Annotated in this window: 31 protein-coding genes; 5 read left to right on the forward strand and 26 right to left on the reverse strand. The window is 61.1% G+C overall.

The annotated features are described in order from the left end of the window. The first annotated feature begins 37 nt into the window (after window positions 1-37). The 3 genes from MCIT9_RS00380 to MCIT9_RS00390 all read left to right on the forward strand — a co-directional run bounded on the left by MCIT9_RS00380 (window position 38) and on the right by MCIT9_RS00390 (window position 2,673). Complete coding sequence (locus MCIT9_RS00380) at window positions 38-169, forward strand: hypothetical protein (RefSeq protein WP_317705489.1); 132 nt, start codon at window positions 38-40, stop codon at window positions 167-169. Between the two features lie 144 nt (window positions 170-313). Then, window positions 314-1,909, forward strand: a complete 1,596-nt coding sequence (gene gshA, locus MCIT9_RS00385; RefSeq protein WP_317705490.1) for a glutamate--cysteine ligase — start codon at window positions 314-316, stop codon at window positions 1,907-1,909. Between the two features lie 41 nt (window positions 1,910-1,950). Beyond that, the gene (locus MCIT9_RS00390; RefSeq protein WP_317705491.1) at window positions 1,951-2,673 is read left to right on the forward strand and encodes a phosphoadenylyl-sulfate reductase; all 723 of its coding nucleotides are present in this window, start codon (window positions 1,951-1,953) and stop codon (window positions 2,671-2,673) included. On the opposite strand, the gene cysB is transcribed toward MCIT9_RS00390, so the two are convergent. The 3 genes from cysB to MCIT9_RS00405 form a co-directional block, all read right to left on the reverse strand. Beyond that, window positions 2,667-3,512: an HTH-type transcriptional regulator CysB gene (gene cysB, locus MCIT9_RS00395; protein ID WP_479724325.1), complete on the reverse strand. Its 846-nt coding sequence runs from the start codon at window positions 3,510-3,512 to the stop codon at window positions 2,667-2,669. The two genes, MCIT9_RS00390 and cysB, sit on opposite strands and share 7 nt — an antisense overlap. 40 nt (window positions 3,513-3,552) lie before the next feature. After that, complete coding sequence (ltrA, locus tag MCIT9_RS00400) at window positions 3,553-4,887, reverse strand: group II intron reverse transcriptase/maturase (RefSeq protein WP_317704477.1); 1,335 nt, start codon at window positions 4,885-4,887, stop codon at window positions 3,553-3,555. Window positions 4,888-5,382: 495 nt separating this feature from the next. Beyond that, the gene (locus MCIT9_RS00405; protein WP_479724326.1) at window positions 5,383-5,628 is read right to left on the reverse strand and encodes a LysR family transcriptional regulator; all 246 of its coding nucleotides are present in this window, start codon (window positions 5,626-5,628) and stop codon (window positions 5,383-5,385) included. A 95-nt stretch (window positions 5,629-5,723) separates the two neighbouring features. Between MCIT9_RS00405 and MCIT9_RS00410 the strand changes: the two genes are divergently transcribed. After that, window positions 5,724-6,527 (forward strand): sulfite exporter TauE/SafE family protein, encoded by an 804-nt coding sequence (locus MCIT9_RS00410; RefSeq protein WP_317705492.1) that lies wholly within the window; start codon window positions 5,724-5,726, stop codon window positions 6,525-6,527. 35 nt (window positions 6,528-6,562) lie between these two features. Further along, a complete protein-coding gene (gene fdxA / locus MCIT9_RS00415; protein ID WP_317705493.1) occupies window positions 6,563-6,892 on the forward strand; it encodes a ferredoxin FdxA in 330 nt (109 codons plus the stop codon). Between the two features lie 59 nt (window positions 6,893-6,951). Here the strand turns inward: fdxA and rplQ are convergent, their stop codons facing one another. From rplQ to rpsS, 23 genes are read right to left on the reverse strand one after another with little or no spacing between them, the layout of a single operon-like run. Further along, on the reverse strand, window positions 6,952-7,332 hold the full coding sequence (gene rplQ, locus MCIT9_RS00420) for a 50S ribosomal protein L17 (protein ID WP_317705494.1): 381 nt from the start codon (window positions 7,330-7,332) through the stop codon (window positions 6,952-6,954). A gap of 37 nt (window positions 7,333-7,369) precedes the next feature. After that, complete coding sequence (locus MCIT9_RS00425) at window positions 7,370-8,392, reverse strand: DNA-directed RNA polymerase subunit alpha (protein ID WP_317705495.1); 1,023 nt, start codon at window positions 8,390-8,392, stop codon at window positions 7,370-7,372. A 24-nt stretch (window positions 8,393-8,416) separates the two neighbouring features. Next, complete coding sequence (rpsD, locus tag MCIT9_RS00430; RefSeq protein ID WP_317705496.1) at window positions 8,417-9,040, reverse strand: 30S ribosomal protein S4; 624 nt, start codon at window positions 9,038-9,040, stop codon at window positions 8,417-8,419. A 14-nt stretch (window positions 9,041-9,054) separates the two neighbouring features. After that, window positions 9,055-9,441, reverse strand: coding sequence for a 30S ribosomal protein S11 (gene rpsK, locus MCIT9_RS00435; RefSeq protein WP_317705497.1), 387 nt, complete (start codon window positions 9,439-9,441; stop codon window positions 9,055-9,057). A gap of 31 nt (window positions 9,442-9,472) precedes the next feature. Then, window positions 9,473-9,829, reverse strand: coding sequence for a 30S ribosomal protein S13 (gene rpsM, locus MCIT9_RS00440; RefSeq protein WP_286291017.1), 357 nt, complete (start codon window positions 9,827-9,829; stop codon window positions 9,473-9,475). 32 nt (window positions 9,830-9,861) lie between these two features. Next, a complete protein-coding gene (rpmJ, locus tag MCIT9_RS00445; RefSeq protein ID WP_286291016.1) occupies window positions 9,862-9,975 on the reverse strand; it encodes a 50S ribosomal protein L36 in 114 nt (37 codons plus the stop codon). A 20-nt stretch (window positions 9,976-9,995) separates the two neighbouring features. Beyond that, on the reverse strand, window positions 9,996-11,333 hold the full coding sequence (secY, locus tag MCIT9_RS00450; RefSeq protein WP_317706670.1) for a preprotein translocase subunit SecY: 1,338 nt from the start codon (window positions 11,331-11,333) through the stop codon (window positions 9,996-9,998). A gap of 17 nt (window positions 11,334-11,350) precedes the next feature. Next, window positions 11,351-11,788, reverse strand: coding sequence for a 50S ribosomal protein L15 (gene rplO, locus MCIT9_RS00455; RefSeq protein ID WP_317705498.1), 438 nt, complete (start codon window positions 11,786-11,788; stop codon window positions 11,351-11,353). Further along, window positions 11,788-11,976, reverse strand: a complete 189-nt coding sequence (gene rpmD, locus MCIT9_RS00460) for a 50S ribosomal protein L30 (protein WP_286291012.1) — start codon at window positions 11,974-11,976, stop codon at window positions 11,788-11,790. Before rpmD ends, rplO begins: the two co-directional genes overlap by 1 nt. A 4-nt stretch (window positions 11,977-11,980) precedes the next feature. Beyond that, window positions 11,981-12,484, reverse strand: a complete 504-nt coding sequence (gene rpsE, locus MCIT9_RS00465) for a 30S ribosomal protein S5 (protein WP_317705499.1) — start codon at window positions 12,482-12,484, stop codon at window positions 11,981-11,983. Between the two features lie 10 nt (window positions 12,485-12,494). Further along, a complete protein-coding gene (rplR, locus tag MCIT9_RS00470) occupies window positions 12,495-12,848 on the reverse strand; it encodes a 50S ribosomal protein L18 (protein WP_317705500.1) in 354 nt (117 codons plus the stop codon). Between the two features lie 11 nt (window positions 12,849-12,859). After that, the gene (gene rplF / locus MCIT9_RS00475; RefSeq protein ID WP_317705501.1) at window positions 12,860-13,393 is read right to left on the reverse strand and encodes a 50S ribosomal protein L6; all 534 of its coding nucleotides are present in this window, start codon (window positions 13,391-13,393) and stop codon (window positions 12,860-12,862) included. Between the two features lie 18 nt (window positions 13,394-13,411). Beyond that, the gene (rpsH, locus tag MCIT9_RS00480; protein ID WP_479724327.1) at window positions 13,412-13,801 is read right to left on the reverse strand and encodes a 30S ribosomal protein S8; all 390 of its coding nucleotides are present in this window, start codon (window positions 13,799-13,801) and stop codon (window positions 13,412-13,414) included. 18 nt (window positions 13,802-13,819) lie between these two features. Next, window positions 13,820-14,125, reverse strand: a complete 306-nt coding sequence (gene rpsN / locus MCIT9_RS00485) for a 30S ribosomal protein S14 (RefSeq protein WP_317705503.1) — start codon at window positions 14,123-14,125, stop codon at window positions 13,820-13,822. Window positions 14,126-14,133: 8 nt separating this feature from the next. Further along, entirely contained in the window at window positions 14,134-14,679 is a 546-nt protein-coding gene (gene rplE, locus MCIT9_RS00490) for a 50S ribosomal protein L5 (RefSeq protein WP_317705504.1), read from the reverse strand. 12 nt (window positions 14,680-14,691) lie between these two features. Further along, the gene (gene rplX / locus MCIT9_RS00495) at window positions 14,692-15,009 is read right to left on the reverse strand and encodes a 50S ribosomal protein L24 (RefSeq protein ID WP_317705505.1); all 318 of its coding nucleotides are present in this window, start codon (window positions 15,007-15,009) and stop codon (window positions 14,692-14,694) included. Between the two features lie 19 nt (window positions 15,010-15,028). Then, window positions 15,029-15,397, reverse strand: coding sequence for a 50S ribosomal protein L14 (gene rplN / locus MCIT9_RS00500; RefSeq protein WP_286291000.1), 369 nt, complete (start codon window positions 15,395-15,397; stop codon window positions 15,029-15,031). Window positions 15,398-15,409: 12 nt separating this feature from the next. Beyond that, window positions 15,410-15,664 carry a 30S ribosomal protein S17 gene (gene rpsQ / locus MCIT9_RS00505; RefSeq protein ID WP_317705506.1) on the reverse strand — a complete coding sequence of 85 codons (255 nt, stop codon included), beginning with the start codon at window positions 15,662-15,664 and terminating at the stop codon, window positions 15,410-15,412. After that, entirely contained in the window at window positions 15,661-15,858 is a 198-nt protein-coding gene (rpmC, locus tag MCIT9_RS00510) for a 50S ribosomal protein L29 (RefSeq protein ID WP_317705507.1), read from the reverse strand. Before rpmC ends, rpsQ begins: the two co-directional genes overlap by 4 nt. Further along, window positions 15,858-16,271 carry a 50S ribosomal protein L16 gene (gene rplP, locus MCIT9_RS00515; protein ID WP_286290995.1) on the reverse strand — a complete coding sequence of 138 codons (414 nt, stop codon included), beginning with the start codon at window positions 16,269-16,271 and terminating at the stop codon, window positions 15,858-15,860. The genes rpmC and rplP overlap by 1 nt, the downstream gene beginning before the upstream one ends. 18 nt (window positions 16,272-16,289) lie before the next feature. After that, window positions 16,290-16,943, reverse strand: coding sequence for a 30S ribosomal protein S3 (gene rpsC / locus MCIT9_RS00520; protein WP_317705508.1), 654 nt, complete (start codon window positions 16,941-16,943; stop codon window positions 16,290-16,292). A gap of 2 nt (window positions 16,944-16,945) precedes the next feature. Further along, complete coding sequence (rplV, locus tag MCIT9_RS00525) at window positions 16,946-17,281, reverse strand: 50S ribosomal protein L22 (protein WP_317705509.1); 336 nt, start codon at window positions 17,279-17,281, stop codon at window positions 16,946-16,948. 12 nt (window positions 17,282-17,293) lie between these two features. Continuing rightward, the gene (gene rpsS, locus MCIT9_RS00530; RefSeq protein ID WP_286290990.1) at window positions 17,294-17,566 is read right to left on the reverse strand and encodes a 30S ribosomal protein S19; all 273 of its coding nucleotides are present in this window, start codon (window positions 17,564-17,566) and stop codon (window positions 17,294-17,296) included. Between the last annotated feature and the right edge of the window lie 17 nt (window positions 17,567-17,583).

A 17,583-nucleotide genomic window follows, 5' to 3' on the forward strand; every position in this document is an offset into this window, starting at 1 on the left:
TAACAATCGTTCACGACGATACGACGAGGAGGAAAACATGAAGAAAATTCTTGGCATCCTGGCCCTGGCGATGATTTCCGTCAGCCTGATGGGTTGCGATCCGGCCGGTGAACCCACCAACAAGCAGCGTCTTTCCAGCGCTGACGTCGAGCACAGCACCGCTGCCTGATTCAGAATCCCAACGCCCAATCTGATAACAATAACGACAAGACGCGATTCGACCCGGGGAGCGATCCCCGGGTTTTTTATTGCCCGCTTTCCGGACAGGCTATAATGGCCGCCTGTCGCGTATTCCTCCGGGAGAATTCAACCGTTGAACACCCACCGCTTCCAGCAGCGTCTGGCAAGCCTGGCCACGCTGCCGTTGCCGCTGTCCCCTGTCCTGGGCCTGAAGGGGCTGGAAAAGGAGAGCCTGCGCGTCACCCGTGACGGCCGCATCGCCCGGACGCCGCATCCACAGGCCCTGGGATCGGCGCTGACACACCCGCACATCACCACCGATTATTCGGAAGCGCTGTTGGAGTTCATCACCCCTCCGGCCGAACTTCCCGAGACCGGCCTGGGTTTTCTCGACGAGATTCACCGCTTCGTCTACGCCGTCCTGCCGCAGGACGAACTGCTGCTGTGCACCAGCATGCCCATCGGCTTCGAACGGGACGAGGACATCCCCATCGCCCGTTACGGGGACTCCAACATCGGGCGGATGAAACACATCTACCGGGTCGGGCTGGCCTACCGCTACGGCCGGGCGATGCAGGCCATCGCCGGTATCCATTTCAACTATTCGCTGCCGACCGCGCTGTGGCCGGCGCTCAGCCCGCTGCTGGAACTGGGACCGGCCTCCCGGGCCAGTCAGGCGGCGGCCTATTTCGCCCTCATCCGCAACGTGTTGCGCTACGGTTGGCTGCTGCTCTACCTGTTCGGCGCCTCGCCGGCGGTGGATCGTCGCTTTCTCACCTGCCGCGGCGGCATTCCCCAGGGCTTCGAGGAGCTGACGCCCGACACGTTCGCGCCGCCCTTCGCCACTTCCCTGCGGATGAGCGACATCGGCTACAAGAACAAGACCCAGGCAGCCCTGTTCATCTCCACCAACACCCTGGACGAATACGTCCGCAGCCTGTGCCACGCCATCGAAACCCCCCACCCGCCCTATCAGGCGATCGGCGTCAAGGTCGGTGACCGCTACCGTCAGCTCAACGCCAACATCCTCCAGATCGAGAACGAATACTACAGCCCCATCCGTCCCAAACAGATCGCCCGGCCGTACGAAAAGCCCACCCTGGCGCTCAAGCGACGCGGGGTCCGCTACGTGGAGCTGCGCGCCCTGGATCTCGACCCGTTCGAGCCGCTGGGGATCGGCGTCGGGCAGATGCGTTTCCTCGAACTGTTCCTGTGGTTCTGCCTGCTGCAGGACAGCCCGCCGCTGGACCGCGAGGAACACCAATGCTGCCAGCACAATCTGCTGCTGACCGCCCAGCGGGGCCGGGATCCGCAGCTGCGCCTCCGGGACGACGGCGGGGAGATCCCGCTGCGGCAGTGGGCCGAACGGATTCTAGCCTGCCTGGAACCCTTGAGCCGCCTGTTCGACGAACAGGGCGGCGCCGGCGCCTACGGACAGGCGCTGGCCGACCAGCAACGCAAGGTGGCCGATGCCGCACACACCCCCTCGGCGCGCATGATCGCCGAAATGACCTCCCGAAGCGAACCGTTCACCGCCTTCGCCCTGCGCCTGTCCCAGGCCCATGCCGACCACTTCCGCCAGCGTCCGCTGCCAGAGGAGCGGCGCCGCTGGTTCGAGCAGCAGGCGCAGCGCTCGTGGGCCGACCAGCACCGTCTGGAACAGGAGGACCGGCTCAGCTTCGAGGAATTCCTGCGGCGTTATTTCAGCGAAACCTGTCAGGCAGCCTAGTATAATCGCCTCATTGAGCAAGCAAACGGAAACGAACCCCTATGAGCCAGGTGGAATTCGATCTGGAACACTGGCAGACGGTACTGGCGGGCAAAAAACCCAACGCCATCCTGAGGGCCGCCTTCGAACACTTCGAGAATATCGCCATCGCCTTCAGCGGCGCCGAGGACGTGGTGCTTATCGATCTGGCCTGCCGCCTCCACGACCACGTCCAGGTCTTCACCCTGGATACCGGCCGCCTGCATCCGGAAACCTACCGTTTCATCGAACAGGTGCGCGAGCGTTACCCGATAGAGCTGGATGTCCTCTATCCCGATGCCGAGGCTGTTCGTGATCTGGTCGGCCGCAAGGGGCTGTTCAGCTTCTACCGCGACGGCCATCAGGAATGCTGCGCCATCCGCAAGGTCGGCCCCCTGAAACGCAAGCTGGCGACGCTGGACGCCTGGATCACCGGCCAGCGCCGCGATCAGAATCCCGACACCCGCGCCACCCTGGTGGAGGTGGAGGCGGATAGCGCCTTCGCAGGGCGCCACGGCCGCCTGATCAAATTCAACCCCCTGTGCAACTGGACCTCACAGCAGGTCTGGGATCATATCGAAGCCTTCGAAGTCCCCTACAACGCACTGCACCGCCACGGCTTCCGCAGCATCGGCTGCGAACCCTGCACCCGCCCCACCCTACCGCACCAGCCGGAACGGGAAGGACGCTGGTGGTGGGAGGAAAGCGCCAAGAAGGAATGCGGCCTCCACCGCAAACCTCAGTAACGCGGCAGGGAAACCCCGGCGAACAGGGCGTCTATCTCCTGTTTGTCGCGCAGTTTCAGCGCCCGCTCCACCACCTCCCGGCTCAGGTGGGGGGCGAACGCGTGAATGAAGTCGAAGATGTACCCCCGCACGAAGCTGTCGCGCCGCAGACCGATGCGGGTGACGCTGTCGCGGAACAAATGGCTGGCGTCCAGGGCGACCAGATCCGCATCAGCTTGCGGATCGTAGGCCATGTGGGCCACGATCCCCACCCCCAGGCCGAGACGGACGTAGGTCTTGATGACATCAGAATCGACCGCAGTCAGCGCCACCTTGGGCTGCAGGTTCTCCCGGGAGAAGGCCTCGTCGAGTTTGGAGCGGCCGGTAAAACCGAACACGTAAGTGATGAGGGGATACTGGGCGATGTCCTGGAGTGACAGCCCTTCCTTCTCCGCCAGCGGATGCCCCCGCGGCACCAGAATACAGCGGTTCCAGCGGTAACAGGGCAGCATCACCAGGTTGTCGAACAGCTCCATCGCCTCCGTCGCGATCGCCAGATCCGCCTCCCCTTTGGAAACCATGTCGGCGATCTGCACCGGCGTTCCCTGGTGCATGGTCAGGCTGACCTGGGGATAACGCTGCATGAACGCCCGCACCACCCTGGGAAGGGCGTAACGGGCCTGGGTATGGGTAGTGGCGATGGCCAGCGTTCCGCTGCGCTCGTCCCGGAACTCGTCGGCGACGTGACGAATGTCATCCACCTTGGAGAGAATCTCCCCTGCAAGCTGAATGATCAGTTTGCCGGCCGGGGTGATTTCGGGCCGGGTGACCGCGGGCGATTGCTCACCCGCGGTTCCCACAGATCCGGACGTGCCCGATTAAGGCATCCGGCTCCTCGGACTATGGCGTCGCTACGCAACGGGCAATTCCGTGAACCACGCGCGGTGGGGGGAGTGGGTATCGTTTGTACAGCCGCCCAAAATGGTCCCGGTTCATCCGTTCCCGGTTGCGGCGGGACAACCATTTGTACCAGCGCCGTCTGACCTCGTACAGGAAGCGGGCCAGCGATTGGCTGTTGCCGACGATCCCATAGTAGGCATAATGCCCCTTGAGTTTGCGGCTCAGGGCCGCTTGTTGGTCTGCAACCGGCCAGTGGCGGTGCATCCGGCACCAGTGGTTGATCGCCTGCAGGGAGCGGCTGAGCCGGGCTTGGGCGGTCTTGCGTTTGACGACCCAACGCCCTTTCCTTGAGCGTCCCCAGTAGTGGGTGAATCCCAGGTATTGGAAGCTCTGGCCTTTCCGTCCGGGTTTTCTGAAGTCGAGCAGGCGGGTTTTGTCCGGGTGCAGGCGCAGGCCGTATTTGGCCAGGCGCTTGCCCAGAACGGCCAATACCCGCCGGGCGTCTTCTTCCCGTTTGAACACCAGGACCGCATCGTCGGCGAACCGGACTTCGAAGGCGCTGCCTTGCAGTCGCGGTTTGACCGTCTGCTCGAACCACAGGTCGAGCACGTGATGCAGGTAGAGGTTGGCCAGCAGTGGGGAGATCACCCCACCTTGCGGTGTCCCTTGTTCGGGGTAGTGAAGCTGTCCGCCTTCCATGACACCGGCATTCAGCCATTTACCGATCACGCGGCAGATCACGCCGTCGCGCACCCTCTGCCCCAGAAAGTTCCGCAGCCGGTCCCGGTCCACATCGTCGAAGAAGTTTTGGATGTCCAGGTCGATGACCCAGCCACCGCCCATGGCCATCAGCCCGCCCCATAGCCTCTCCAGGGCCTGGTGGGCACTGCGTCCGGGCCGGAACCCGTAGGCGCAGTCGAGAAAGTCCTGCTCGAAGATGGGTTCCAGCGCCATCAGCACCGCCCGTTGCAGCACCTTGTCTTCCAGCGTGGGAATGCCGATCGGGCGGGTCTTTCCCGTTCCCGGCTTGGGCAGGTGGACGCGCCGTACCGCAGGCGCCCGATACCGGCCGGTCTTGAACCGTTCCAGCAGGCGCGTCAGGTTCTCCTCTAAGTCGGCTGCGTATTGGGATGCAGTCACGCCGTCCACCCCGGCGGCCCCGTCCTTGCGGGTGCGCCGCCAGGCTTCTTCCAGCCACACCACGTCGATGTGGTGGGCAATCGTGGTCAGTTCCAGCTTCGGTTCGATCCGGGCCAGTTCCGCTAGCTTCCGTTGTCGTGTTGAGATGTTCTCCTGGCTCGATGTCCCGGCCATCTGTCCCTCCGAAAGCCCCATCGTCCGACCTGCCGCTTCCCTCCATCGGGTCCCTTGGGGCAGGTTCCCCGACTTCCCAGGTACTATCGGCAGGCTCCGATTGCTCGATCACCTTCCCAGCGCGCTTCGTCGCCTTCGCGCGCCGGTACCCTGCTTCGTGTCCCGTTCGCTCCCATCGGCCGGACACCGCTCCGATGGGCCTGGGCCTTTTCTCACACGGCGCCCGCACCGCTCTTCCCGCAAGGAGTGATCGAGCCCTCCCAGGTTCCTGGGCGACCCTTGCCCTGCATGCCCCGCTCTTCGACCCCGGCGGAGGGATGATGCCAGGCCAGTACAGCACCACCCCTGTTGCCTTCCGTCCGTTCAACAACGTCGGCTCCGCATTCCGTACTTTCGAGGCTCCATCACGCGGCCTACAGGCCCCCTGTGTACGCTTCGCAGTCGGGATCGCTCCTCGACCACGCAACACTCGGTTCCGGCTGGTGGCCAGCCTTGGCCGGACAGGACTTGCACCTGTCAGGTCGCTCTGAAGGTTTCAGCGATGTCTTTCCTTCTACATAACTTCCTCCTTCTCCAGGCTTGGCCTGGCGCAATGAACTGTTTACCGTTGCGGGCGAAGATCTGCACCCCCAGCTCCTCTTCCAGCAGACGGAGCTGCTTGCTGATTCCTGGCTGGGAGGTATACAGGCTTTCCGCCGTGGCCGAGACGTTGAGGTCATGATGGGCGACTTCCCAGATGTAGCGCAACTGTTGCAGCTTCATATTTCAATTCAGAATAGAAAAATAATTATTTAATACTTTTAATTATAAGACGATTCTCCGATAATTCAATAAGGATAAAGCAAAAGGTTATTTGCATGGAAATCGGCTTCATCATCGCCGGCGCGGTCGTCGGCTTCGTCATCGGCCTGACCGGTGTCGGCGGCGGTTCGTTGATGACCCCCATCCTGATCCTGGGATTTCACATCAATCCGGCCACGGCGGTTGGGACCGATCTGCTCTATGCGGCCCTCACCAAGGCCAACGGGGTCTATTTCCACCATCGCCAGGGTTCCATCGAGTGGGGCATCGCCGCACGCATGGCCCTGGGCAGCCTGCCCGCTGTCGCCGCCACCATCTTCGCCATTCACTGGCTGCAGCGCCAAGGCTTCGCCTACGAACCCCTCATGACAGCGACCCTGGGCGTCATGCTGATCCTGACCTCCCTGGTGGTCTTTGCCCGGCGCCAGATCCTCGCCTTTCTGTACCGGAACCTGGAACGGCAGGATTCATGCGTCGGCCGCCTGAAGCGCCACCGGGGCGGCATCACCACCCTCATGGGCTTCCTTCTCGGCATCCTGGTGACCCTGTCTTCGGTGGGAGCGGGCGCTATCGGCACCGCGCTGCTGTTCCTGCTTTATCCCAACCGCCGCACGGTGACCATCGTCGGCACCGATCTTGCCCACGCGGTTCCGCTCACCGCCGTCGCCGGGCTCGGCCACTGGCAGCTGGGCAGCGTCGACGGGTTCCTGCTGCTGGGGTTGCTTGCTGGCGGCCTGCCGGCTATCTATCTCGGCAGTCTGGTGGGCAAATTCCTGCCGGACCGCTGGCTACGCCCCCTGGTGGCGGTGATTCTGCTGGTGCTGGGGGTCCGCTTCAGTTTGCAGGGGGCTCTGGTATAATTTCCGATTCACAAACATCATTTCAGGACGGTTCCATGGCGTTTGTCATCACAGAAAACTGCATCAACTGCAAATACACCGATTGTGTGGACGTGTGCCCGGTCGACTGTTTCCATGAAGGGCCCAACATGCTGGTCATCGATCCGGACGAGTGCATCGACTGCACCCTGTGCGAGCCGGAATGTCCTGCCAACGCCATCTTCTCGGAAGACGAGGTTCCTGAGGATCAGCGGGTCTTCATCGAGCTGAACGCCGAGCTGGCCAAAAAGTGGCCGGTCATCACCGAGGTCAAGGAGCCATTTCCCGATGCCGACGAATGGAACGGCAAGCCGGGGAAGCTGAAGTTCCTCAAGAAGGATTGGTAACCATACACGAAAAAGCCGGGAAAATTCCCGGCTTTTTCGCATCTGAACCGCAGACCGGATTATTCGGACGCTTCCTCCGCTTGGGGACGGTCGACCAGCTCCACATAGGCCATCGGCGCGGCGTCACCGGCCCGGTAACCGCATTTCAGAATCCGAACATACCCGCCCGGACGCTCCCGGTAGCGGGGACCCAGTTCCTCGAACAGCTTGGTCACCATCTCCTTGTCCCGGAGACGGGCGAACGCCAACCGGCGGCGGGCCGTGTTGTCCTCCTTGGCCAGGGTGATCAGCGGCTCGGCGATACGCCGCAGCTCCTTGGCCTTCGGCAGGGTCGTCTTGATCAGCTCGTGCCGGAACAGCGACGCCGCCATGTTGCGGAACATCAGCTGCCGGTGGCTGCTGGTTCGGTTGAGATGTTTTCCGGCTTTGTGATGACGCACTTTCCTTTACCTTCCGTTTATTTCGATCCGTATCTTTTTAAGAGGCTTTGGCCTTCTCGCCCTTCTTCGCCTCTTCAGGGCGCTTGAGATCCTCCGGCGGCCAACCTTCCAGTTTCATTCCCAGGGACAGGCCCTTATCCGCCAGTACCTGCTTGATTTCGGTCAGGGACTTCTTACCCAGATTGGGCGTCTTGAGCAGTTCCACCTCGGTGCGTTGCACCAGGTCGCCGATGTAGAAGATGTTTTCCGCCTTGAGGCAGTTGGCCGAACGGACCGTCAGCTCCAGATCGTCCACCGGCCGCAACAGGATTGGGGCGAACTTCGGCTGCTTTTCCTGGGGCTCCTCGCGGGCTTCCTCCTTGAGATCCACCAGCACCACCAGATGCTCGTTAAGGATCCTGGCCGCCAGTTTGACACAGCCTTCCGGATCCACCGTCCCATTGGTTTCCAGTTCGAGGATGAGACGGTCCAGATCGGTGCGCTGATCCACACGGGTACTCTCGACCCGGTAGGCCACCTTGCGGATGGGACTGAAGGAGGCATCCAGACGCAGGGTACCGATAGGCCTTTCCTCTTCCACCGCGTGATCCCTCGAGGCCGGCTGATAGCCGCGTCCCTTCTCCACCTTCAGGGTCATGTTCAGTTCACCCACGTCGGTCAGGTGGGCGATCACCATCTCCGGATTGACGATCTCCACATCGTGGGTGACCCGAATGTCACCCGCGGTCACCGCCCCTGGGCCTTTCTTGCTCAGAGTCAGCTCAACCGATTCCCCCTGATGGAGAATGACCGCCAGCTGTTTGAGGTTCAGCAGGATGTCGATGACATCCTCCTGCACCCCTTCGATCGGCATGTATTCGTGCAGCACGCCCTCGATCCTGACCTCGGTCACGGCGCTGCCGGGAATGGAGGACAACAGTACCCGACGCAGCGCATTACCCAGGGTGTGACCGTAACCCCGCTCCAGCGGCTCGATCGCGATACGCGAACGGTGCTGCTCGGTGTCGGTGTCGATACTGACGATGCGGGGCTTGTGGGTATCCAACAAAAAATCTACCATAGACGTTTCGACCACTTAAGGTGATTACTTGGAGTACAGCTCGACCACCAGCTGTTCCTGGATGTCGGAACCCAGGTCAGCGCGGTCAGGCAGCGATTTGAAGACGCCGGACAGGTTCTTCACATCCATTTCCACCCAGGTAGGGAAGCCGTACTGTTCCGCCACCGTCAGGGCGTCCTGGATCCGCTGCTGGTTCTTGGCCTTCTCCCGCACCGCGACCACATCGCCGGGCTTGACCTGATAAGACGGAATGTTGACCACCTTGCCGTTGACAGTGATGGCCTTGTGCCCAACCAGCTGACGCGCCTCGATCCGGGTGGAGGCAAAGCCCATGCGATAGACCACGTTGTCCAGGCGGCTTTCCAGCAGGAACAGCAGGTTCTCACCGGTGGAGCCTTTCTGGCGTGCCGCCTTCTTGTAATAGTTACGGAACTGGCGCTCCAGTACCTGATAGATGCGTTTGATTTTCTGCTTCTCGCGCAGCTGCATCGCATAGTTGGACAGACGCGCCCGCCGCCGCTGGCCATGCTGGCCCGGAGGCTGGTCAAGCTTGCACTTCTTGTCCAGCGAAGCGCCGCGGGCCTTCAGAAACAGGTCGGTCCCTTCCCGGCGCATCAGTTTGCAGCGCGGTCCCAGATATCTTGCCATCGTGCTTTTCCTCCTTAGACGCGGCGTTTCTTCGGCGGACGACAGCCGTTGTGGGGAATGGGGGTCACATCGGCAATCTGCACGATGCGAAAGCCCAGGTTGTGCAGGGCGCGCACGGCCGATTCGCGGCCCGGACCGGGGCCCTTGACCTGAACGTCAAGATTGCGCATCCCGTATTCCTTGACCACGTTGCCGGCCTTCTCCGCCGCCACCTGGGCCGCGAACGGGGTGCTCTTGCGGGAACCGCGAAAACCGCTGCCGCCGGCAGAAGCCCAGGCCAAGGTGTTCCCCTTGCGATCGGTAATGGTGATGATCGTGTTGTTGAAGGATGCGTGAATATGCGCAATCCCGTCGGAGATTTCTCTCTTGATGCGCTTACGACTACGACTCGGAGCCGCCATTCGGATACCTCTTTGCTCTCAAACCAGACGATTACTTGCGGATTGGACGCCGTGGACCCTTGCGGGTTCTGGCATTGGTACGGGTGCGCTGGCCGCGCACAGGCAGACCGCGGCGATGCCGCAGGCCACGATAGCAACCCAGATCCATCAAACGCTTGATGTTCATGGAGACTTCACGGCGAAGATCGCCCTCGACCGTGTATTTCCCCACTTCGTTTCGAATCTTGTCGACCTGCTCGTCGGTCAGATCCCTGACCTTGGTGGTCGGATCGATTTGAGTTGCCTCGCAAATCTCTTTAGCCCGTGACCGGCCGATGCCGTAGATCGCCGTCAATGCGATCACGACATGCTTGTGGACCGGAATGTTAACTCCCGCAATACGCGCCATGCACCTATTCTCCTAAATTCCGTTCGATGATTTCAGCCCTGGCGCTGCTTGTGCCGGGGCTCTTTGCAAATGATCCGAACAACGCCCTTGCGGCGAATCACTTTACAGTTGCGGCAAATCCGCTTGACCGATGCCTGTACTTTCATTGCTTACTCCTAAAAATTCTTCAACGGATAAATCCGGTGCTCGGCGAACCCCCACGCCCCTTCTTCAGGTTCGCCTTGCGCATCAGCCCTTCGTACTGCTGCGACATCAGATGGGTCTGCAGCTGGGCCATGAAGTCCATCACCACCACGACGATGATCAGCAACGAGGTCCCGCCGAAATAAAACGGCACGTTCCAGTACATGATCAAGAAGTTCGGCAACAGACAGACCGCGGTGATGTACAACGCCCCGATCAGGGTCAGGCGGGTGAGCACCCGGTCGATGTACTGAGCCGTCTGCAGGCCGGGGCGGATGCCGGGGATGAAGGCGCCCGACTTCTTCAAATTCTCCGCGGTTTCCTTGGCGTTGAAGACGACCGCGGTATAGAAGAAGCAGAAGAAGATGATTGCCGCCGAATAGAAAATGATGTAAAGCGGCTGGCCGGGCGACAGTGCATCGGCGACATCCTGGAGCCATTCCATGCCCTCGGCGTTGGAGAACCAGCTGGCCACCGTGGCCGGGAACAGGATGATGCTGGAAGCGAAAATCGGCGGAATCACCCCTGCCATGTTCAGCTTCAGGGGCAGAAAGCTCCGCTGACCGCCATAAACCTGGCGCCCCACCTGGCGCTTGGCGTAATGGATCGGAATCCGCCGCTGGGCCCGTTCCATATAGACCACGAACGCGGTTACCGCGATCGCCAGGATGAACAGGATCACCACCGTCAGGGGGCTCATCTCCCCGGTGCGGGCCAGCTCCAGGGTCGCCGCCACCGCGGACGGCAGACCGGCGACGATCCCGGCGAAGATGATCATCGAAATGCCGTTGCCAATGCCGCGTTCAGTCACCTGCTCGCCAAGCCACATCAGGAACATGGTGCCGGTCACCAGCGTCACCGTGGTGAGGAAGACGAACTGCGGCCCCGGATTGATGACCACCGGCAACCCGCCTGCGGTCTGATTCTGCAACGCGATCGCCACCCCGATGGACTGGAAGGTCGCCAACACCAAGGTGGTATAGCGGGTGTACTGGGTAATCTTGCGCCGCCCGGATTCGCCTTCCTTCTTCAGCTGCTCCAGCTTCGGCACCACCACGGTCAGCAGCTGGATGATGATGGAGGCCGAAATGTACGGCATGATCCCCAAGGCGAAGATACTCAACCGCTTGAGCGCACCGCCGGAAAACATGTTGAACATGTCGAGAATCGATCCGCCCTGCTGCTGGAACATCAACGCCAGCGCCTGGGGATCGATTCCAGGCACAGGAATGTGCGCGCCCAAGCGGAACACCACCAGGGCCCCCAGTAGAAAAAGCAAGCGCTGGCGCAGTTCGGTCAGGTTACCGAACCGCCCCAGCATCGCCGCGCTCGGAGTGCTCACGAATCCTCTACCTTTCCACCTGCCGCCTCGATGGCCTGGCGCGCGCCCTTGGTCACGGCCAGCCCCCTGACCGTCACGGCACGCTCCAGCTGACCGGAAGCGATGATTTTCACCCGTTTGACGATGGAAGTGATCAGACCGGCCTGACGCAGGGCCTTCAGGTCGATCACGTCCCCCGGCACCTGGTTCAGTTCGTGAAGGCGGATTTCATCCACGAACCGCTTGGTGCGGGAGCGGAACCCCACTTTCGGCAGCCGCCGGTGCAACGGCATCTGGCCGCCTTCGAAGCCGACTTTGTGATAACCGCCGGACCGGGCCTTCTGACCCTTGTGCCCCCGGCCGCAGGTCTTGCCCAGCGTGCTGCCGATTCCCCGACCGACACGCTTGGGCGCGTGCTTGCTGCCCGGTGCCGGCTTCAACGAATTCAGTCGCATTATCCTACTTCCTCGACGTTCAACAGGTAGGCGATTTTCTTGATCATACCGCGGATCTCCGGGGTGTCCTGAAGCTCCACGGTCTGGTGCATCCGCCGCAATCCCAGCCCCCGCACGGTATCGCGGTGGGACTTGATCCGGCCTATTGTACTGCGCACCAGGGTAACTTTAAGTGTTTTTTCCGCCATCGCTTCAGCCCAGAATCTCTTTCACCGGTTTGCCACGCTTGGCTGCCACGTACTTGGGATCGTGCATTTCCGCCAAGCCCTTGATCGTCGCCCGCACCACGTTGATCGGATTGGTGGTGCCGATGCATTTGGCCAGGACGTTGTGGACCCCGACAGCCTCGAACACCGCACGCATGGCGCCGCCGGCGATGATGCCGGTCCCCTCGGCGGCCGGCTGCATGTAGACCTTGGCGGCGCCTTCGGTCACCGTGATGGGATACTGCAGGGTGTCGCCCCGCAATTTGACGTGCACCATGTTCTTGCGCGCCTGCTCCAGTGACTTCTGGATCGCCACCGGCACCTCGCGGGCCTTGCTGAGACCGAAACCGACCCGGCCGTTGCCGTCGCCGACGACGGTCAGCGCGGTGAAACCGAATTGGCGACCGCCCTTGACCACCTTGGCGACCCGGCGGACCGCAACCAGCTTCTCCTGCAGTTCGCCGCCCGTTTCCATCGTTCCGTTTGCCATCTTCTCGCTCCTAGAATCGTAATCCGCCTTCGCGGGCTGCATCCGCCAACGCCTTCACCCGGCCGTGATACTTGAAACCGGAACGGTCGAAAGCCACTTCCTCGATACCTGCCTCTTTGGCCTTGGCGGCGATCGCCGCCCCCACCAGCTTGGCCGCCTCGATATTGCCGGGGCTTTTCACCTGGCTGCGAATATCGGCCTGGACCGTCGCCGCCGCTGCCAAGACTTTCGAGCCATCCGCCGTGGTGATCTGGGCGTAGATGTGCTTCGGTGTCCGGTGCACCGTCAGACGGTGGATGCCCAACCGCCGGATCCGCGCGCGTGCCTTGGCCGCACGGCGCATACGCGATGCTTTCTTGTCCATGTCTACCTCGGTTATTTCTTCTTCGCTTCTTTACGAACCACGTGCTCATCCGCGTAACGGATGCCCTTGCCCTTGTAGGGCTCGGGGGGCCGGAAAGCGCGAATTTCCGCAGCCACCTGACCGACCTTCTGCTTGTCGGCACCCTTGACCACGATTTCCGTCTGACTGGGGGTTTCGATGGTAATGCCTTCGGGCACCTCGTAAACCACCGGATGGGAGAATCCCAAGGTCAGATTCAATTTTCTGCCCTGAACCTGGGCGCGATAACCCACGCCCTGGAGCAGCAGCTTCTTTTCAAAGCCCTGACTGACGCCGGTCACCATGTTGTTGATCAGGGCACGCATGGTCCCGGCCATGGCGACCGCCTGCTTGGCCTCGATCCGGGGGCGGACCCGAACCACACCATCCTCCATGATCACCTCCACGGTGTCGTGGACCTGCCAGGACAGGTTACCCTTGGGACCCTTGACGGCGATGTCCTGCCCCTGAAGCTTGATTTCCACCCCCTGGGGGACGGGGATCGGCTTGTTCGCTATTCTCGACATTGCTTCCTAACCCTCACATCAGGCGACGACACAGATGACTTCACCACCGAATCCCTGCTTGCGTGCGGCTTTATCGGTCATCACCCCTTTCGAGGTGGAAACGATGGCGATTCCCAAACCGCCCCGGACCTTCGGCAACGTTTCCTTGCCGCGATAGATCCGCCGGCTGGGCTTGCTTACCCGCTGGATGTGCTCGATGACGGGACGGCCTTCGAAATACTTGAGACGGATGGTGAGAAAGGCCTTGTTGCCTTCCCGCTCGACGTCGAATCCTTCGATGTAACCTTCATCCTGCAACACCTGGCAGATGGCTTCCTTCTGCTTGGAGGAAGGCATGGAGACGGTTTCCATCCCCGCCTGCTGGGCGTTACGGATGCGGGTCAGCATATCGGCGATAGGATCACTCATGCTCATAGCGCCACCCCTTTACCAGCTCGCCTTGGTGATACCCGGAACGTCACCGCGCATGGCCAGCTCGCGCAGCTTGTTGCGCCCCAGGCCGAACTTGCGGTAGACCGCATGGGGCCGCCCGGTCAACTGACAGCGGTTCTGGACCCGAACCGGACAGGAATCGCGCGGCAGTTCCTGCAGCTTGCGCTGGGCTTCCATTTTGGCCTCGAAGGAGGCTTCGGGATCTTTCAGAATCGCCCGCAGCGCGGCCCGCTTGGCGGCATACTTGGCCACCAGCTTCTGGCGCCGCACTTCGCGTGCGATCATCGACTTCTTCGCCATATCCTAACCTAGCTCCTGAATGGGAAATTGAATGATTCTAACAGAGCCCGCCCCTCTTCGTCATCACGCGCGCTGGTGGTAATGGTGATGTCCATTCCCCGGATGGCATCGATCTTCTCGTAATCGATTTCGGGGAAGATGATCTGTTCCTTCACCCCCATCGTGTAATTGCCGCGGCCGTCGAAAGCTTTGGGACTCAGACCGCGGAAGTCGCGGATGCGCGGAATCGCCACGTTGATCAGACGATCGAGGAATTCGTACATGCGTTCGCGCCGCAGCGTCACCTTGCAGCCGATGGGCATGCCTTCGCGAATCTTGAAGCCGGCGATGGACTTGCGCGCCCGGGTCACCACCCCTTTCTGACCGGCAATCAGCGCCAGGTCTTCCATGGCATGTTCCAGGACCTTCTTGTCCGCCACCGCTTCACCCAGCCCCATGTTGATGGTGATCTTGGTGATCTTGGGCACCTGCATGACGGACTTGTAATTGAAGCGTTTCATCAGTTCCGGCACGATCCGCTCTTTGTATTCGGTTTCCAATCTTGGTTTAGCCATACCACCGCCCGCTTAAACGTCAATCACTTCGTTCGTGGATTTGAAATACCGCACCTTGCGGCCGTCTTCCAGAACCCGGAATCCGACCCGGTCGGCCTTTTCGGTCTGCGGATTGTAGATCGCCACATTGGAAACGTGGAGGGGCATCTCCTTCTCGATGATGCCACCGGGAATCCCTCGTGCCGGGTTCGGCTTCTGGTGTTTCTTGGCGATATTGATGCCTTCGACGATCACCCGATCGTCGGCCAGCACCTGTTTGACCGTACCGCGTTTGCCCCGGTCCTTACCGGCCAGGACAATCACTTCATCGCCTTTCTTGATCTTGCGCATTTCCCTTAACCTACCTGCTTTAAAGCACTTCCGGCGCCAGCGAGATGATCTTCATGAACCGCTCGCTACGCAATTCGCGGGTCACCGGGCCGAAGATGCGGGTTCCGATGGGCTGCATCTGGTTGTTCAACAACACGGCCGCGTTGGTATCGAAGCGGATGACAGAACCGTCCGGACGGCGCACGCCTTTCTTGGTCCGTACCACCACGGCGTTGTAGACATCGCCCTTCTTGACCCGGCCCCGTGGAATCGCGTCCTTGACGCTGACCTTGATGATGTCGCCGATGTTAGCGTAGCGCCGGTGCGATCCGCCCAGCACCTTGATGCACTGGACTTTTTTGGCACCGCTGTTGTCCGCCACCTCGAGCTTCGTCTGCATCTGGATCATGACGGTTCTCCTTTATTTGGCTCGTTCCAGAATCTTCACCAGCGTCCATGCCTTGCGCTTGGACAGGGGACGGGATGAAGTGATGGCGACCACATCACCTTCCTGGCACGCGTTGTCCTCATCGTGGGCGAGCAGCTTGGTCGAACGCTTGATGTACTTGCCGTACAAAGGATGCTTGACCAAGCGATCCACCCGCACCGTGATGGTCTTGTCCATCTTGTTGCTGACCACGGTGCCGGTCAGCGTCCGAATCTTTTTCTCGCTCATGCTTCCGCTCTCGCCATTTCGCCCAATATCGTCTTCACCCGCGCGATGTCGCGGCGGACCTTACGCAACAGGTCGGGCTTGGTCAAAGCCCCCGTGCCTTTCTGCATCCGCAGGTTGAACTGCTCCTTGTGCAGCTCGACCAGCAGGTTTTCGAGTTCTTCCTTCGTCTTCTGCCGCAGTTCGCTCGCCTTCATCACATCACCGTCCGTACCGTAAACGTGGTTTTCACCGGCAGCTTGGCGGCCGCCAGACGGAACGCTTCCCGGGCCACATCCTCGGGAATCCCCTCGATTTCGTACAGCACTGTTCCCGGCTTGACCTCGGCCACCCAGTACTCGACGCTGCCCTTGCCCTTACCCATACGCACTTCGAGCGGTTTCTTGGTGATGGGCTTGTCCGGGAAGATGCGAATCCACAGCTTGCCGCCGCGGCGTACGTGACGGGTGATCGCCCGGCGGGCCGCCTCGATCTGGCGGGCGGTGATCCGGCCCCGGCCCACCGCCTTGAGACCGAACTCGCCGAAGCTGACCTTGTTTCCGCGCAGCGCCAGGCCGGTGTTGCGGCCTTTCTGTTGTTTGCGATATTTGGTTCGTTTAGGCTGAAGCATGCCGCTCTCCTGTACTCCTTATTTTCCTTCGGACCAGCCGGTGTCTTCGAACACTTCGCCCTTGAAGATCCAGACTTTCACCCCCAGCACGCCGTAAGTGGTGCGCGCCTCGGCGAAACCGTAGTCAATGTCGGCACGCAGGGTGTGCAGCGGCACCCGCCCTTCGCGGTACCATTCGCTGCGGGCGATTTCGGCGCCGTTCAGGCGGCCGGCGACGTTGATCTTGATCCCTTCGGCACCGCGGCGCATGGTGTTCTGCACCGCCCGCTTCATCGCCCGGCGGAACATGATGCGCTTCTCCAGCTGCTGGGCGACGCCTTCAGCCACCAGCTGGGCGTCGAGCTCCGGCTTGCGGATCTCTTCGACGTTGATCTGCAGCGGAATCTGCAGTTTGGCGCCCACTTCACGGCGCAGGCGGTCGATGTCCTCGCCCTTTTTTCCGATCACCAGGCCGGGGCGGGCGGTGTGAATGGTGATCTGGGCGTTGTTGGCCGCGCGGCTGATGTGAATCCGGCTGACGGAAGCATGCGCCAGTTTCTTCTTGATGAAATCGCGCACTTCCACATCCTGGAGCAGCAGGCGGGAATAATCCTTGTTACCGGCATACCAGCGCGAATTCCAGTCTTTGATATAGCCCAACCGGATACCGATCGGATGTACTTTCTGTCCCATGATTATTCGCTCTCAGCTACTTTGACGGTGATGTGGCAAGTACGCTTCAGGATCTGGCTGGCACGCCCCTTGGCCCGGGCCTTGAAACGCTTCATCGTCGGCCCTTCGTCGACGCAGACGGTCGAGACCCTGAGTTCGTCGATGTCCAGGCCTTCGTTGTGTTCGGCATTGGCGATCGCCGACTCCAGCACCTTGCGGACCAGCCCCGCGGCCTTCTTGTTGCTGAAGCGCAGGATGTCCAGCGCCCTGTCCACCGGCAGGCCACGAATCTGATCGGCGACGAGACGGCATTTCTGCGCCGAGATCCGGGCATAACGCAGTTTGGCTGCGACTTCCATCGGTCTTCCTCCTTACCTGGATTTCTTGTCCGCCGCGTGGCCGCGGAAAGTGCGGGTCGGGGCGAACTCGCCCAGCTTCATCCCCACCATGTTCTCGGTGATCAACACCGGCACATGCTGGCGGCCGTTATGCACTGCGATGGTCAGACCGATCATCTCGGGCACGATCATGGACCGCCGCGACCAAGTCTTAATCGGCTTTTTGCTGTTGGTTGCGAGCGCTTGCTCGACCTTCTTCATCAGATGATGATCGACAAACGGACCTTTTTTAACCGAACGTGGCACTGCCTTTTCCTCTCAAC

This window comes from Methylomarinovum caldicuralii (assembly GCF_033126985.1).
In the GTDB taxonomy this organism is placed as follows: Bacteria; Pseudomonadota; Gammaproteobacteria; order Methylococcales; family Methylothermaceae; genus Methylohalobius; species Methylohalobius caldicuralii.

Bases quoted from the DNA above. Each gene is read 5' to 3' on its own strand.
- rplP (WP_286290995.1), bottom strand. From the start codon at position 16,271: ATGCTTCAGCCTAAACGAACCAAATATCGCAAACAACAGAAAGGCCGC.
- rpmC (WP_317705507.1), bottom strand. From the start codon at position 15,858: ATGAAGGCGAGCGAACTGCGGCAGAAGACGAAGGAAGAACTCGAAAAC.
- rpmD (WP_286291012.1), bottom strand. From the start codon at position 11,976: ATGGCGGAAAAAACACTTAAAGTTACCCTGGTGCGCAGTACAATAGGC.
- rpsQ (WP_317705506.1), bottom strand. From the start codon at position 15,664: ATGAGCGAGAAAAAGATTCGGACGCTGACCGGCACCGTGGTCAGCAAC.
- rplV (WP_317705509.1), bottom strand. From the start codon at position 17,281: ATGGAAGTCGCAGCCAAACTGCGTTATGCCCGGATCTCGGCGCAGAAA.
- MCIT9_RS00390 (WP_317705491.1), top strand. From the start codon at position 1,951: ATGAGCCAGGTGGAATTCGATCTGGAACACTGGCAGACGGTACTGGCG.
- rpmJ (WP_286291016.1), bottom strand. From the start codon at position 9,975: ATGAAAGTACAGGCATCGGTCAAGCGGATTTGCCGCAACTGTAAAGTG.
- rplX (WP_317705505.1), bottom strand. From the start codon at position 15,009: ATGCGCAAGATCAAGAAAGGCGATGAAGTGATTGTCCTGGCCGGTAAG.
- rpsC (WP_317705508.1), bottom strand. From the start codon at position 16,943: ATGGGACAGAAAGTACATCCGATCGGTATCCGGTTGGGCTATATCAAA.
- rplE (WP_317705504.1), bottom strand. From the start codon at position 14,679: ATGGCTAAACCAAGATTGGAAACCGAATACAAAGAGCGGATCGTGCCG.
- MCIT9_RS00410 (WP_317705492.1), top strand. From the start codon at position 5,724: ATGGAAATCGGCTTCATCATCGCCGGCGCGGTCGTCGGCTTCGTCATC.
- MCIT9_RS00405 (WP_479724326.1), bottom strand. From the start codon at position 5,628: ATGAAGCTGCAACAGTTGCGCTACATCTGGGAAGTCGCCCATCATGAC.
- rpsK (WP_317705497.1), bottom strand. From the start codon at position 9,441: ATGGCGGCTCCGAGTCGTAGTCGTAAGCGCATCAAGAGAGAAATCTCC.
- rplO (WP_317705498.1), bottom strand. From the start codon at position 11,788: ATGCGACTGAATTCGTTGAAGCCGGCACCGGGCAGCAAGCACGCGCCC.
- rplR (WP_317705500.1), bottom strand. From the start codon at position 12,848: ATGGACAAGAAAGCATCGCGTATGCGCCGTGCGGCCAAGGCACGCGCG.
- secY (WP_317706670.1), bottom strand. From the start codon at position 11,333: ATGCTGGGGCGGTTCGGTAACCTGACCGAACTGCGCCAGCGCTTGCTT.
- rpsN (WP_317705503.1), bottom strand. From the start codon at position 14,125: ATGGCGAAGAAGTCGATGATCGCACGCGAAGTGCGGCGCCAGAAGCTG.
- MCIT9_RS00380 (WP_317705489.1), top strand. From the start codon at position 38: ATGAAGAAAATTCTTGGCATCCTGGCCCTGGCGATGATTTCCGTCAGC.
- rpsM (WP_286291017.1), bottom strand. From the start codon at position 9,829: ATGGCGCGTATTGCGGGAGTTAACATTCCGGTCCACAAGCATGTCGTG.
- rplN (WP_286291000.1), bottom strand. From the start codon at position 15,397: ATGATCCAGATGCAGACGAAGCTCGAGGTGGCGGACAACAGCGGTGCC.
- ltrA (WP_317704477.1), bottom strand. From the start codon at position 4,887: ATGGGGCTTTCGGAGGGACAGATGGCCGGGACATCGAGCCAGGAGAAC.
- rplF (WP_317705501.1), bottom strand. From the start codon at position 13,393: ATGTCGAGAATAGCGAACAAGCCGATCCCCGTCCCCCAGGGGGTGGAA.
- MCIT9_RS00425 (WP_317705495.1), bottom strand. From the start codon at position 8,392: ATGGTAGATTTTTTGTTGGATACCCACAAGCCCCGCATCGTCAGTATC.
- rpsD (WP_317705496.1), bottom strand. From the start codon at position 9,040: ATGGCAAGATATCTGGGACCGCGCTGCAAACTGATGCGCCGGGAAGGG.
- rpsH (WP_479724327.1), bottom strand. From the start codon at position 13,801: ATGAGTGATCCTATCGCCGATATGCTGACCCGCATCCGTAACGCCCAG.
- rpsE (WP_317705499.1), bottom strand. From the start codon at position 12,484: ATGGCAAACGGAACGATGGAAACGGGCGGCGAACTGCAGGAGAAGCTG.
- fdxA (WP_317705493.1), top strand. From the start codon at position 6,563: ATGGCGTTTGTCATCACAGAAAACTGCATCAACTGCAAATACACCGAT.